General features: G+C 37.9%; 11 protein-coding genes. 5 read left to right on the top strand and 6 right to left on the bottom strand.

The annotated features are described in order from the left end of the window. Nucleotides 1-58: 58 nt before the first annotated feature. The 4 genes from AC6I5C_RS15050 to htpG form a co-directional block, all read right to left on the bottom strand. Entirely contained in the window at nucleotides 59-433 is a 375-nt protein-coding gene (locus AC6I5C_RS15050; RefSeq protein WP_053977435.1) for a hypothetical protein, read from the bottom strand. Nucleotides 434-520: 87 nt separating this feature from the next. Beyond that, on the bottom strand, nucleotides 521-1,522 hold the full coding sequence (locus AC6I5C_RS15045; RefSeq protein ID WP_497905874.1) for a transglutaminase domain-containing protein: 1,002 nt from the start codon (nucleotides 1,520-1,522) through the stop codon (nucleotides 521-523). Nucleotides 1,523-1,537: 15 nt separating this feature from the next. Continuing rightward, entirely contained in the window at nucleotides 1,538-2,218 is a 681-nt protein-coding gene (locus AC6I5C_RS15040; RefSeq protein WP_497905873.1) for a carboxypeptidase-like regulatory domain-containing protein, read from the bottom strand. 173 nt (nucleotides 2,219-2,391) lie between these two features. Next, nucleotides 2,392-4,299, bottom strand: a complete 1,908-nt coding sequence (gene htpG / locus AC6I5C_RS15035) for a molecular chaperone HtpG (protein WP_497905872.1) — start codon at nucleotides 4,297-4,299, stop codon at nucleotides 2,392-2,394. Between the two features lie 235 nt (nucleotides 4,300-4,534). Between htpG and AC6I5C_RS15030 the strand changes: the two genes are divergently transcribed. Beyond that, the gene (locus AC6I5C_RS15030) at nucleotides 4,535-5,545 is read left to right on the top strand and encodes a 3-oxoacyl-ACP synthase III family protein (protein ID WP_497905871.1); all 1,011 of its coding nucleotides are present in this window, start codon (nucleotides 4,535-4,537) and stop codon (nucleotides 5,543-5,545) included. Between the two features lie 644 nt (nucleotides 5,546-6,189). Here the strand turns inward: AC6I5C_RS15030 and AC6I5C_RS15025 are convergent. After that, nucleotides 6,190-8,574 (bottom strand): TonB-dependent receptor, encoded by a 2,385-nt coding sequence (locus AC6I5C_RS15025; protein WP_497905870.1) that lies wholly within the window; start codon nucleotides 8,572-8,574, stop codon nucleotides 6,190-6,192. Between the two features lie 98 nt (nucleotides 8,575-8,672). Here AC6I5C_RS15025 and AC6I5C_RS15020 point away from each other — a divergent pair, with 98 nt between their 5' ends. Beyond that, entirely contained in the window at nucleotides 8,673-9,035 is a 363-nt protein-coding gene (locus tag AC6I5C_RS15020; protein WP_497905869.1) for a CoA-binding protein, read from the top strand. Here AC6I5C_RS15020 and AC6I5C_RS15015 read toward each other — a convergent pair. Further along, nucleotides 9,006-10,454 carry a sodium:solute symporter gene (locus AC6I5C_RS15015; RefSeq protein ID WP_497905868.1) on the bottom strand — a complete coding sequence of 483 codons (1,449 nt, stop codon included), beginning with the start codon at nucleotides 10,452-10,454 and terminating at the stop codon, nucleotides 9,006-9,008. The genes AC6I5C_RS15020 and AC6I5C_RS15015 overlap by 30 nt on opposite strands. Before the next feature lie 126 nt (nucleotides 10,455-10,580). Between AC6I5C_RS15015 and recR the strand changes: the two genes are divergently transcribed. From recR to AC6I5C_RS15000, 3 genes are all read left to right on the top strand, one after another. Continuing rightward, entirely contained in the window at nucleotides 10,581-11,198 is a 618-nt protein-coding gene (recR, locus tag AC6I5C_RS15010; RefSeq protein WP_497905867.1) for a recombination mediator RecR, read from the top strand. Nucleotides 11,199-11,208: 10 nt separating this feature from the next. Then, nucleotides 11,209-12,315, top strand: coding sequence for a glycosyltransferase family 2 protein (locus tag AC6I5C_RS15005; RefSeq protein ID WP_497905866.1), 1,107 nt, complete (start codon nucleotides 11,209-11,211; stop codon nucleotides 12,313-12,315). 80 nt (nucleotides 12,316-12,395) lie between these two features. After that, entirely contained in the window at nucleotides 12,396-13,739 is a 1,344-nt protein-coding gene (locus tag AC6I5C_RS15000; protein ID WP_497905865.1) for a dihydrolipoamide acetyltransferase family protein, read from the top strand. Nucleotides 13,740-13,777: the final 38 nt, after the last annotated feature.

The following is a 13,777-nucleotide window of genomic DNA, read 5'->3' as shown; positions in this document are numbered from 1 at the left end:
TCACGAATGAACGAGATGTTTTAAGGGAAATACATAGGGCTATGTATCTACAATCAGTTTAATCCGATTTTTTATTAAAGTGGGGAGAGATGTCTTTATCTACGGCGGTTACAAAGTATTTGGTGTCGCCCCAAAATGCTAAGGTTGTGTAGCGTTCAATATAAGTTACCTTCACATAATTGCCCTGAAGTTCATTTAGTTTCTGTATGACATCCTTGTCCTTGTCCAAAACAGAAAACTTAAATATTTCTGCGCCACTAATCCCTTGGCTGATTTCTCCTTCCCAAGTTTTAAAAACAACACCTTTGTTGCTCACTTTAATGAGTTCTCCAGATCGGGTGCCTTCACTATAGGGCACATAATATACAAAGGCAAAGTAGGCTGCCAAAAGCAGCACTAAACTGATGATGAAAATGGTTAGAATTTTTTTCATATTGGAAAAGATAAAGACTTACGTAAGATTAAAAATACTAGTTTTTTTGTTGATATACAATTTCTTACGGTTGGCTGTTGTAGGTTTTTACCTTGTGACTTCAATAGTATAAGTCGCCACAATGTCCTTTCCAATTTTTAGATGAGCGTCATAAATTCCTTTGTGGTTAAAGTTGGTTTTAAAGGAAATGTACCCGTTTTCGTTTTTAAGGTCATAAATTTTTAAAGTCTGTTCCTGTGAGCTGGTAAAATAGACCAGTGAAATATTGTTGTTTGAAATTTCCTTGGGGCTTTTAAAGCTGAAGTTGAGGTCTTCCTCTTTTTTTATGGACGTATTTAAATTAGTTGGAGTTACCGATTGTATTTGGTGCTGAAATGTTTCTCCGTAAACTATAGGAGACGAGGTGAAATCTTCTCGAGATACGTTGGTCGTTAATACCCATTGTTGGTCAATAGGATAATGGTTTTTTGCAAACAAAATGGGGTCGGTTAAAAAGTACCCATCGTTATAATCTTTTACAAAAGTAAGGCCCATCGTGTAGCCACTAGACCAAGTGGCATCACATAAATACCATTTGCCATTTAGGTTTACAGCATTCCAAGAATGGTTGGTCATTTCTAGTTCTTCAACATTGGAGTTAACAGTCCTGCCATAACCGTCAATAATTTTACAATCAATATTGGCCAAAAAACAAAGTTCCTTAATAAGATAGGCATAGCCAGTGCACATGGTTTTTTTGTGCTTCAATAACTTTTTAAAGGCAATCCTTTTGTACTCTTCATTCCATATGGAATAAGCTGCGCTATCACCATGCATTTTTTTTCGCTTTCTGTCAACTTTGTTGTGTTGATTGCTGTCTCCATTGATATTGTGGCATATCCAAAAGTAAATAGCTCTAAATTTTTCAACGTCGGTGGGAAGATTTGCGGTTAATTGGTGGGCAAGCAAACCCAGGTTTTCCAAATCAGCTCCTTGGTGAAGTTTAGCCGTATTATCTGCCTTTGTGAAATCGATATGGGCAAAATCCGATAGTTGAGCTTTAGAGCTATTTATATAGAAAATTGAAATTAAAACAACTAGGTATTTCATATAGAGCAGATTGGGTTAACGTCTTTTTGATTTATAAGCTTTTTTTACGGCCACTTTGCCTAAAATCATGCATTCAGTCATTGACATGTTTACCTTTAGGGTGACATTGGATGCTGTTTGGTCATTGCTAATTGCCAACTTCTGCGATTCCATGCCCACGTAACTGAACACTAAAACATCACCTTGTTTTAGTTTGATGGGGAATTCAAAATTGCCATCAAAATCGGTGCTGGTACCTATGGAGGTGCCTTGCAATACCACATTCACTCCTGGTAATGGTGCTTCATTATCAGACACAGTTCCCTTCACTATAAAAGTTTTTTGAAACGAAGAATCCTGAATTTTGGAAGGCGGATTTTCCGAAGTTGTAGTTTTTGGTTGGATTGTTTGCCCCTGAGTTGAATTAAGCGCGAACAAGGATAAAAAGGCAAAGGCCAATCCATTTAAAAAGTTTGATGTTCTTTTGACTTGGATTGTAGGTTGGTGGGCCGTCAATTGCGAGCTTTTGAATCGGCCACAAACGTTTTGGGTTGTATTGTTTTTGAAATAATCTGTGATTTCTTGGGAGTCCATTCCTGTGAAGTCTACCACCTCTGTTTTGCAGGACTTGCAAAATCCGCCTTTGCAGGTAGGAGAAAAATCGTTGAAGTTTTCTTGACAGGGACTTTCAATGCTTAAGTTGAATTGCTTGTTCATGATGTTAGATTTAAAAGTTAATACTTCAAACCTAATTGGGAATCGGAGATTTTAAAAGAGTAACTTAGTAAACGGGACTGTTTGTTGAGTAAACGGTGTTTTTTGAAAAGGGTATAAAAACAAAAACCTCCCTGTAAGTGCAGGAAGGTTTTGCAAATAGTATATAATTACCATTATTTGATCATTTGGTAGCTTCGTTTGATGAAGTTGGTAAGTTCTTCACCTTTTAGAAGTCCTTGTGACAATCTTGCCAAATCCAAACTTTGGTTGATCAAACGCTCTTGCTCATCTTTAGCTTCGGTATCCAAAATTTGGCCTACCAATTCAGAGTTGGTATTTACCACCAAATTGTACATTTCTGGCATATTGCCCATTCCAAACATACCGCCACCAGTAGCTTGCATCTCTTTCATACGGCGCATGAACTCTGGTTGTGTAATCATGAATGGAGCAGCATCGCTATCCATAGCTTCCAATTGCACCATGAATTTTTCCGCAGGAATGGTTTCTTTCAACAAGGTGTCTAAAGCAGTTTTTTGCTCTTCAGAAAGTTTAGAGATTTTTGTGTCTTCTTTCTTGATCAAATTGTCAATATGGTCTGCATCTACACGTGAGAATGAAATGTTCTCTTTAGAGGTTTCCAACTTTTGCATCAAGTGGCTCACGATTGGAGAATCCAATAACAATACCTCGTAACCTTTGGCTTTGGCGCTTTCAATATAACTGTGTTGCTCGTCTTTGTTGGAAGCATAAAGAATCACTGTTTTATTGTCCTTATCCGTTTGGTTGTCCTTGATTTTATCAATCAATTCTTGGTAAGTGTAGTAAGTGCCATCCACCGTTGGGTACAAAGCAAAAGCCTCCGCTTTTTCAAAGAATTTTTCTTCGGAAAGCATTCCGTACTCAATCACAATCTTGATATCATCCCATTTTTTCTCAAAGTCTTCACGGTTGTTGTTGAACAATGATTTCAACTTATCAGCCACCTTACGGGTGATGTATGATGAAATCTTTTTCACGGCACCGTCTGCCTGTAAATAACTACGTGACACGTTCAATGGAATGTCTGGAGAATCGATAACCCCTTTCAACATCGTTAAGAATTCAGGAACAATTCCTTCTACATTGTCCGTTACAAACACTTGGTTTTGGTACAATTGAATTTTATCCTTTTGAATACTTAAATCGTTGGTCATTTTTGGGAAATACAAAATCCCTGTTAGGTTGAACGGATAGTCAACATTTAAATGGATATGGAATAAAGGCTCCTCAAATTGCATTGGATACAATTCTCTGTAGAAGTCTTTATAATCCTGGTCTTCCAAATCGGTTGGCTGCTTGGTCCAAGCTGGATTTGGATTATTGATGATGTTGTCTACAGTAATTTTTTTGTGAGGCTCTGTAGTTTCCTTACCGTCTTTATCGGTAGTTGTTTTAGGCGTGAAATCTGGATCGTTTACTTCCTTGGTTCCAAACTTAATTGGAATAGGCATAAACTTGTTGTATTTCAATAATAATTCTCTAATTCTGGATTCTTCCAAGAATTCGGTTGAATCGTCTGCAATATGAAGAATGATTTCTGTCCCTCTTTCAGTTTTGTCGTGAGGCTCCATTGTAAATTGAGGCGATCCGTCACAAGTCCAATGAGCAGCAGGCTCATCTTTAAAAGATTTTGTGATGATCTCAACTTTTTCGGCTACCATAAAGGCAGAGTAGAACCCAAGACCGAAATGCCCAATAATTCCAGAGTCTTTTGCTGAATCTTTGTATTTGTCCAAAAACTCTTCGGCACCAGAAAAGGCCACCTCGTTAATGTACTTTTCAACCTCTTCGGCTGTCATACCAAGACCTTGGTCTATAATGTGAAGTTTCTTGGCATCTTTATCAATTTTTACTTCAATTTGTGGGTTGCCATATTCAACTTTCGCTTCACCAATGTTAGTAAGGTGTTTAAGTTTTAGGGTAGCGTCCGTCGCATTACTGATTAACTCGCGTAAAAAGATTTCGTGATCGCTGTATAAGAATTTTTTGATCAACGGAAAGATGTTTTCAACCGAAACATTAATATTTCCTTTTGCCATGATATCTAAATTTTATGTTTTTATAATTTTCTTGGAACAGGACAAAAAAAGTACCAAGACCAAAAAGGTGACAAACTGACATTGTTAATAGGAAATAATGCCTTCTTGTGGAAGAAATCTTTTAGGGGTTTAGTTTAATAAAGATGGAATAATGATTAAATTTACACCTTGTTTTTTGTCATTTATTCAAAAATGGCAGTGAAGCAGTTCGATTTGATTAAAATAATAAGGATTTATGTACAATTCAAAAATAGTTGGTTTAGGTTATTATGTGCCCGATAATGTGGTGACTAATGACGATTTATCCAAAATGATGGATACCAACGACGCCTGGATTCAAGAGCGTACAGGTATTAAGGAACGTCGTTGGGTTGAAGACAAAACAGGAGATACCACCTCCACAATGGGTGTTAAAGCGGCTGAAATAGCCATAGAACGTGCCGGAATAGATAAAAACGATATCGATTTTATTGTATTTGCCACTTTGAGCCCAGATTACTATTTTCCTGGGCCTGGGGTTGCCGTTCAAAAAGCTTTGGGCATTAAAACTGTGGGGGCCTTGGATATTAGAAACCAATGTTCGGGATTTGTATATGGAATTTCCATTGCCGATCAATATATCAAAACTGGGATGTACAAAAACGTTTTGGTGATTGGTAGTGAGGTGCACTCAAGAGGTTTGGATAAAACGACACGAGGAAGAGGTGTATCTGTAATTTTTGGAGATGGAGCAGGAGCTGCCGTATTGAGTAGAGAAGAAGATCCAACAAAAGGAATTTTATCAACACATTTACATTCTGAAGGGGAGCATGCTGAAGAATTGAGCTTGATTGCCCCAGGGATGGGAAAACGTTGGGTAAGCGACATTTTAAGGGACAATGATCCTGATGATGTTAGTTATATGCCGCATATGAACGGGCAGTTTGTATTCAAAAATGCGGTAGTTCGTTTTAGTGAAGTGATTATGGAGGGATTGATGAAGAATAACCTGCAGGTTTCCGATATTGATATGTTGATTCCACATCAGGCCAATTTGAGGATTTCACAGTTCATCCAGAATAAATTTAAGTTGAATGACGACCAGGTGTTCAATAACATTCAAAGTTACGGAAACACTACAGCAGCTTCCATTCCTATTGCTTTAACTGAAGCTTGGGAACAAAACAAAATTAAGGAAGGGGATTTAGTCGTGTTGGCAGCTTTTGGAAGTGGCTTTACTTGGGGAAGCGCGGTTATTAAGTGGTAATCACTTTTCAATAACATTAATGACCATTCATAAAATAAAAAGCCCGTGATTGAGAATCACGGGCTTTTCAGCTATTAACCAACCTTACTAACACTAAAACTATAAAAATACTTCTGTTGATTAACTTTAAAACTTATCACTACACTATAGACGTTGAAATTTCAATTTTATTTCATTAATTAACACTTTTAACGTTAATTAACATTTAAGCTAAAACCCAGGGCCTAAGCACCTGGGTTTTTAAAATCCAACATTTACCAAATCAACGAATTGTAATTGATGAAGGCTAATTCAAATTAATTAAACTCAGTTGAGGAGCTGTGTATAAAAAAGACGGTTTTGAAAATGGTTTGTTACAGTTTTTGGAAGAAAAAAAGACCCCAAAAAATTGAGGTCTTCGAGGTTGATTATTCCTTAGGTTTTTCAATTGATGAAGGCTAATTCAAATCAATTTAAACATGCAGAAGTAATCGATTACAAAGATACCCTTGGATTTGGAGAAAATTAACACATTCTTAAAATAATAACATTATTTTAACAATAGCGAAAACCCGAGGCCTAAGACCTCGGGTTTTCTTATTTAGTAACCAAACATTAACACTAACCATCAACTATTGTATGGGTTACTAAATATGTCATTTATGTTACATGAAACCACCGCTACCTTGGGTTTCATTGTTGTCTCTTTGTTTTCTATTTAAAGCTTTGTATTTACCTCCTCCAAAACGATATGTAAGGCCTATACGCCATTGGTTACTTTCCCAGTTAAATTCACCTTCGCTAGGGAAAGGTCTGTCGCGTTCAAAAGCAAATTTCATAGTGTTGAAAATGTCGTTGTAGCTAAAGCTGAAGGTAGCTCTGTCATCTTCCAAGAAGCTATAGCGTAATCCTGTATTTACCATCACCATAGGTTTTCTTTTGTGCTGAAGGTTTTCATCTTGCCCGCGATACATTCCAAAAAGCGAAAAGCTCAAGCTTTTAGTCGCTTTAAAGTTGTTGTTCATACGTAAATTGAAGGTGGAATTTTTGATTTCCAAATTTTCCTGTTCCACTACACCTCTTACGGTCTTAAAATAATATTCGGCGCTGGCATTGAAATTCCACCATTTGGTTGGTCTGTAATTGCTTGATGCTTCAAAACCGAAAGCATTGTTGCTGTCAAAATTGTCATAGGTTAATATCACACGATCTCCTGCAGGGTCTTCTGGGTCCATAAATACAGAACGATTGATTTCATCGTTGATAATTCTGTAGAAGGTCCCCGCAGTAATATTACCGCCTTTCACATTTTTGGTAAGATTCAATTCTAAGGAATTGGTAAACTGTTGTCTCAGTTCAGGATTTCCAATAGAGGTAACCCTAGGAGAACTCCATTCCCTGATTGGATTGATTTGTCCTAATCCAGGTCTGTCCACACGTCTGCTATAACTTAATTGTAAAGATGTTTTTTCGGAAGTGTTATACGTTAAAAAAGCCGAAGGATAAATGCTGAATTTCTCGTCGTTGAAAGTTGCGGTTTCTTGCGTAACTTGGTCAAAAATGGCTTCTACTTCATATTGCTCAATCCTTGCGCCTACTTGATAGGACCACTTGTCAAAAGTTTGCCCATAAGTAGTGTAGAATGAATAAATGCTTCGGTTGTATTCGTAATCAGAATCGTAAAGATTGGCATTGGTGGTGTTGTAAAAATTATCGGCATTGTTGGCTCTATATTCTGCACCAATTTCCAACTTAGAAGTTTCCGAAAGTGGATTCACATAATCCAAATTGATCAAGGTATTGTCGCGTTTGTTGTTTACAAGGTCTCGGTAAGAACTATTGTCCGTAAAAGAGAAGTCGGCAATTTCATCACTGTCAAAAGTGCTGTAGTCGGCTTCCAAACTAATATTGTGACCTTCTTTTTTAAAATCGTGCTTAAAGGCCGCATTGTATGAGGACGTGGTGTTTTCATTTTCATTGTCTAAATACTGACGGAAATTTGGATTGTCATTCAGTAGATAAATAATGTCTGTACTGTTACTTCTCTTTCCGTCGTAAAGGTTTTGATTGGTATACACAGAAAAGACGTTGTTGTCATTTATGTAATAGTCAATCCCAAGTTTGTACAAATGAGATTTGTTATTGTTCCAGTTCTTGAAAATTTGTTCGGTGTTGTCATCAAATCTGTCTATTTTTCCACCGCCCGTACTCTTGCCAATGTTATTTCCGTAGTTTCCGTAGAAGTTAAGTTTACCGTTTCGGTAGTTCATGTCTATGGAACTATTAAAGTTTGGACTGATTTCCTTAGCAAAGCCAACGTTGAGGTTTCCGTTGAATCCGACATTAGCATTTTTATGAAGTATGATATTGATGATGCCACTCATTCCTTCGGGGTTATATTTTGCCGAAGGATTGGTAATCAATTCCACACTTTTAATGGATGTAGAAGGAATTTGCTTGAGTAATTGTGCCGCCGGAACGTTGGTAGGTTTCCCGTCCAACAGAACACGTACATTTTCATTACCTCGAAGGCTAATGTCTCCACTTTGACTGTCTACGGTAACTGAGGGAAGGTTGTTCATGATTTCGGAAGCGGACGCTCCTGTGGTGGTAAGGTCTTTTCCTATGGTAATGACTTTTCTGTCTACCTTTTGTTGCACAGAAGACACTTCGGCTACCACTGTAACTTCATCCAAGCTGGCAATATCTTCTTCCAGTAAAATATTTCCTAAGTCTATTTTATGCTTACCGTTGCCAATAACCAATGGTTTTGACACGGTTTTGTAACCCATATATTGAATGGTGATTATATTTTTTCCTTCTGGAATGTGTTTGATTTCGAAGTAACCTTGGTCATCGGTAATTCCACCGGTAATGGTTTCGCCTGCTTCGTTTTTAATAATTATATTTACGTAGGGTAATGCTTGGTTCAGGTTGGCATCTATCACTGTTCCTGTAACCGAACCGTCTCTTGGTGCGCTTTCTGAATCGGTTTTTGCGTATAGCGTTGACAATGATAGAAATGCAATAAAAAGTAAAATGTGTTTCATCAAAAAATATGTAAGTTAGCGTGATAATGTTTGGAGGATAGACGTCCCCAAAAGTGATGTGTTACTTAATTTAACACACCTTAACACCTTTTTAACAGATGAACAAAAAGACCCTAGTTTTTGGAGCTTCCTTGAATCCTTCCCGATATTCCAATTTTGCCATAGGAAGATTGTTGGCTCACGGCCATGAAGTAGTAGCCTATGGAATTAAAAAGGGAAGCGTTGCTGGTGTTGATATTGATGATGAATTGTTGAATTATGATCATATTGATACTGTGACATTATACCTCAATCCGTCACGGCAAACCGCGTATTATGACTATCTGGTGTCCTTACATCCTAAACGTATTATTTTTAATCCAGGGACAGAGAACCCTGAGTTTTACAAAATTCTGGAGGCTAATGCTATCGCCTATGAAGTGGCTTGCACCTTAGTTTTGCTTTCTACGAATCAGTATTAATCCTAAAAATGTGAAAAGACCATTGATTATTAAAATTTCAAAACCTATTTGGTAACCACCTAACAGCTCTTCAGAATAGGTGTTTAATAGGTAAGAAACTATTGGAGCAACTATGGCTACAATCCAAACATACTTGTCTTTGATTTGGAACTTGGTATAGATTCCAAAAGCAAACAATCCTAAAAGCGGCCCATAAGTATAGCCTGCTGCAGTGAACAATTCCCAAATTACGGAAACGTCCGTAAAAAGAACATCAAAGATAAGGATGACAATTATAAGTACGATACTGGTACCTATATGCACCCCTTTTCTTGTCTTTTTTTGTTGTTCCTGCGGCTTTTTGTCCAATTCAATGATGTCAATACAGAAGGAAGTGGTCAAAGCTGTCAAGGCAGAATCTGCACTGGAGTAGGCGGCTGCAATAAGTCCCAATAAAAAGAAAGCAGAAGTCATGATGCCTATTTCTGGAAGCATGGCAATGGTAGGGAACAAATCGTCCTTTTTGGCGGTTATACCATATTGTTGGGCATACTGAGTTAATAAAAATCCTAAAACTAAAAACAGAATGTTTACAAAAATCAACACAATACTAAAGGAAATCATATTTTTCTGGGCTTCCTTCAGGTTTTTGCAGGTTAGGTTTTTCTGCATCATATCTTGATCCAATCCGGTCATGGTGATGGTAATGAACATTCCCGCCAAAAAGCTCTTAAAAAAGTATTGAGGATCATTAATGTTTTCAAAGAAAAACGTCTTGCTCAAGGAGCTTTCGCTAACGGTTGTATACACATCAGTAAAACTGTGAAGATCCAAAGCAGAAGCTAAAAAGGTTATGGTCACCACTACGGAAACCAACATGAAAAAGGTCTGCAGTGTATCCGTAAATATGATAGTTTTAATGCCGCCTTTAAAGGTGTATAGCCAAATTAGGGCTATTGTAATTACCACGGTAACGGGGAAAGGGATGCCGAATTCATTAAAAATAAGTAACTGAAGCACCTTGGCTACCAAAAACAATCTAAAGGCAGCACCAACCGTCCTGGAAACCAAAAAAGCGACCGAACCTGTTTTGTAGCTTATAATTCCAAAGCGGGTTTTTAAATAGGTGTAAATGGAGGTGAGGTTCAGTTTGTAATAAATAGGTAATAGAATATAGGCAATGGCCAAATAGCCAAAAAAGTAGCCAAACACCACCTGTAAATACCCAAATTGTTTGGTTTCTACCGCTCCTGGAACAGAGATGAACGTGACCCCAGATAACGAAGCGCCAATCATTCCAAAAGCCACCAAATACCATGGCGCCGATTTATTGGCTTTAAAAAAAGCTTCGTTGCTGTCTTCTTTTCCAGTGAAAAATGAAATAAGGATTAATACTACAAAATAACCTAGAATTAAAAGCGCAATGGTAACCGGGGTCATAGGGGCGAATTTAGGATGATTTTAAAAATCAGAATGTTACTTTTCAATTGTTATGTTAGACAATAATAAGTAATTTAATAAGAACCCCATAATTAAATAGTCCGTAAATTATAGTAAATTCGCAGCATGGAATTTTCTTCAAAACTTCTGGAAAAAGCAGTTAATGAAATGTCCCAGTTGCCTGGGGTTGGCAAGCGTACGGCTTTAAGATTGGTCCTGCATTTATTGGGGCAGCCTCAGGAACGCACCCAGCTCCTGTCAGAAGCATTGAGTGCCATGCGAAACGAAATTAAATTCTGTAAAAGTTGCCATAACATTAGCGATACAGAACTTTGTGAAATCTGTTCCAACCCAAATAGAATGGAAGATGTAGTTTGTGTTGTGGAAGATATTAGGGATGTCATGGCTATAGAAAATACCAGTTCCTTTAAAGGTTTGTACCATGTGCTAGGTGGTAAAATTTCTCCCATGGATGGTGTAGGTCCAAACGATCTTAATATTGAATCGCTTGTAGAAAAAGTAAAGGAGGGCAAAATAAAGGAACTTATTTTTGCGTTAGGCTCTACGATGGAAGGCGACACAACCAACTTTTATATTTACAAACAAATTCAGGACTTCAATATTGTAACCTCTACCATTGCCCGAGGCATCTCGGTTGGTAATGAACTCGAGTATACCGATGAGATTACCTTAGGAAGAAGTATCATCAACAGAATTCCTTTTGAGGTGTCCTTAAAGTCCTAGTTTCTTTTTCGTGAAATTATCCGTTGTCATATTAAATTATAACGTTCGTTATTTTTTGGAGCTTTGCCTAAGAAGTGTCGTTGAAGCTACTAAATTAATCGAGTCGGAAATTATTGTAGTTGATAATCATTCTGCCGATGACAGTTGTGAAATGGTCAAGGCACTGTTTCCCGAAGTTATTTTAATAGAAAATATGGATAACGTCGGTTTTTCCAAAGGAAACAATCAGGCGGTTCGTAGTGCGAAAGGGGAATATCTCTGCATTTTAAATCCAGATACTGTATTGCCAGAAGATGTATTTGTACAATTGTTGGCTTTTGCAGATGCGAAGGAAAATGTCGGGATTGTAGGGTGTAGATTGGTGGACGGTACAGGCCATTTCCTGCCCGAAAGTAAACGCAACATTCCAACCCCATATGTCTCTTTAAAAAAGGTGACAGGATTTACAAAGGAATATTATGCCAATCAGTTGGGAGAACATGAGGTAGGCAAAATCCCTGTGTTTGTTGGGGCTTTTATGTTGATTAAAAGAGAAGTTTACAACGAAGTACAAGGCTTTGATGAGGACTATTTTATGTATGGTGAAGATGTGGATTTATCCTATAAAGTCCTTGAAGCAGGCTATAATAACTACTATAATGGTACCATCACAGCAATTCATTATAAAGGAGAAAGCACCTTAAAAGATGCCGTTTACGCCCGCCGATTTTACGGTGCCATGCAAATTTTCTACAAGAAACATTTTAAAAAGAACATCCTATTCAACCTAGCCGTTTGGTTTGGAATTCGGATGGCATATGTGGCCAGTAGAGAACCTAAACCAGCCAATCCAAAGGTAAATCATTACATATTGGTTTCTGATAAAATGGCAGAAGGCTTGGAGGAAGCACTGGCCAAAAAAGTTTCCGTTGTTGATGAGATACAGCAAGTGAAACCGCACACTGAAATAATATTTGACGCTAACCTATTGAGTTTTAAAAAAATCATTCAGTATATGTGCGACAATCAAATAAATAGAAACGCAAAATTTAAAATTCTTTCAAAAAACTCTACCTTTATCCTCGGAAGTAACAGCTCAAAAAACAGAGGAAAAGTGATTTTGTTAGAACAGAATTAATTGAAAAAATCTTAAAGAACACATTGATTTTTTATTAATTTTGCAGACGAAAAATAAAAACAGATCTTTTCATTATAGATATGGCAAAATTTGAATTAAAGCTCCCGAAGATGGGGGAAAGTGTTGCGGAAGCAACAATAACATCATGGTTAAAAGAGGTAGGAGATACTATCGAGATGGATGAAGCGGTTTTGGAAATTGCTACAGACAAGGTAGATAGTGAAGTGCCTAGTGAGGTTGATGGCGTTTTGGTTGAAAAGCTATTCAATGTAGATGATGTAGTTCAAGTAGGGCAAACAATAGCTATTATTGAGACGGATGCCGATGTTGCAGATACTCAAGCTGCACCACAGGCAGAACCGGTGAAGGAGGAAGTTGAAGCAGAACCAGCTGCTGTGGCCCAAGTAGCGGAAACGGTACAGGCTGCGCAAGAAGCTGTAGCGCCTGTAGTATCTACAGAAGGTAGATTTTATTCGCCATTGGTGAGAAACATTGCCAAGGAAGAAGGTATCAGCCAAGCTGAACTTGATAAAATCTCAGGAACAGGAAAAGAAGGTCGTGTGACCAAAAATGATATTTTGGCCTACCTAGAAAACAGAGGTAGCCAACCGGTCCAGGATACAGTAGCAGCACCACAACCTGCTAAAGTTGAGATTCCTCAAGTAAATGGAACCCAGCAAGCCAAGCCAGCAGCAGCTCCTGTTGTGGCGAGTGGTGAGGACGAAATCATCGAAATGAGCCGTATGGGGAAATTGATTGCACACCATATGGTGGAATCGGTACAGACTTCTGCTCACGTACAAAGCTTTATAGAAGCCGATGTTACCAATATCTGGAACTGGCGTAAAAAAGTTAAAGACGGTTTCGCAAAACGCGAAGGTGAAAACTTGACCTTTACTCCAATCTTTATGGAAGCCATAGCCAAGGCGCTTAAAGATTTCCCAATGATGAACATTTCGGTTCAAGGAGATAAAATCATCAAGAAAAAGCACATCAATTTAGGGATGGCAGCAGCCTTGCCAGATGGTAACCTAATTGTACCAGTAATCAAGGATGCCGATCAGTTGAACTTGGTAGGAATGACCAAAAAGGTAAACGACTTGGCCAATAGAGCTAGAGTTAATAAACTGAAACCCGATGAAATCCAAGGAGGGACTTACACTGTGACCAATGTGGGAACATTTGGAAGCATTATGGGAACTCCGATTATCAATCAGCCACAAGTAGGGATTTTGGCCTTGGGTGCTATTAGAAAGGTGCCTGCGGTAGTAGAAACTCCAGATGGTGATTTCATTGGAATCCGTTACAGAATGTTCTTGTCGCATTCATATGACCATAGAGTAGTGAATGGTGCGCTAGGAGGACAATTTGTAAAAGCCGTTAAAGATTATTTGGAAGCTTGGGATGTAAATAGAGATATTTAATCTTTAAAGCCAATAATATTTAAAGCCTTAACTTTTTA

The organism is Mangrovimonas sp. sgz306409, assembly GCF_059735265.1.
Note: the sequence above shows the minus strand (reverse complement) of the source record. Positions and strands in the feature narration are given on the sequence as shown.

Excerpts from the sequence above, each read along its gene's own strand:
- AC6I5C_RS15050 (WP_053977435.1), bottom strand. The coding sequence starts at position 433 with ATGAAAAAAATTCTAACCATTTTCATCATCAGTTTAGTGCTGCTTTTG.
- AC6I5C_RS15045 (WP_497905874.1), bottom strand. The coding sequence starts at position 1,522 with ATGAAATACCTAGTTGTTTTAATTTCAATTTTCTATATAAATAGCTCT.
- AC6I5C_RS15040 (WP_497905873.1), bottom strand. The coding sequence starts at position 2,218 with ATGAACAAGCAATTCAACTTAAGCATTGAAAGTCCCTGTCAAGAAAAC.
- htpG (WP_497905872.1), bottom strand. The coding sequence starts at position 4,299 with ATGGCAAAAGGAAATATTAATGTTTCGGTTGAAAACATCTTTCCGTTG.
- AC6I5C_RS15030 (WP_497905871.1), top strand. The coding sequence starts at position 4,535 with ATGTACAATTCAAAAATAGTTGGTTTAGGTTATTATGTGCCCGATAAT.
- AC6I5C_RS15025 (WP_497905870.1), bottom strand. The coding sequence starts at position 8,574 with ATGAAACACATTTTACTTTTTATTGCATTTCTATCATTGTCAACGCTA.
- AC6I5C_RS15020 (WP_497905869.1), top strand. The coding sequence starts at position 8,673 with ATGAACAAAAAGACCCTAGTTTTTGGAGCTTCCTTGAATCCTTCCCGA.
- AC6I5C_RS15015 (WP_497905868.1), bottom strand. The coding sequence starts at position 10,454 with ATGACCCCGGTTACCATTGCGCTTTTAATTCTAGGTTATTTTGTAGTA.
- recR (WP_497905867.1), top strand. The coding sequence starts at position 10,581 with ATGGAATTTTCTTCAAAACTTCTGGAAAAAGCAGTTAATGAAATGTCC.
- AC6I5C_RS15000 (WP_497905865.1), top strand. The coding sequence starts at position 12,396 with ATGGCAAAATTTGAATTAAAGCTCCCGAAGATGGGGGAAAGTGTTGCG.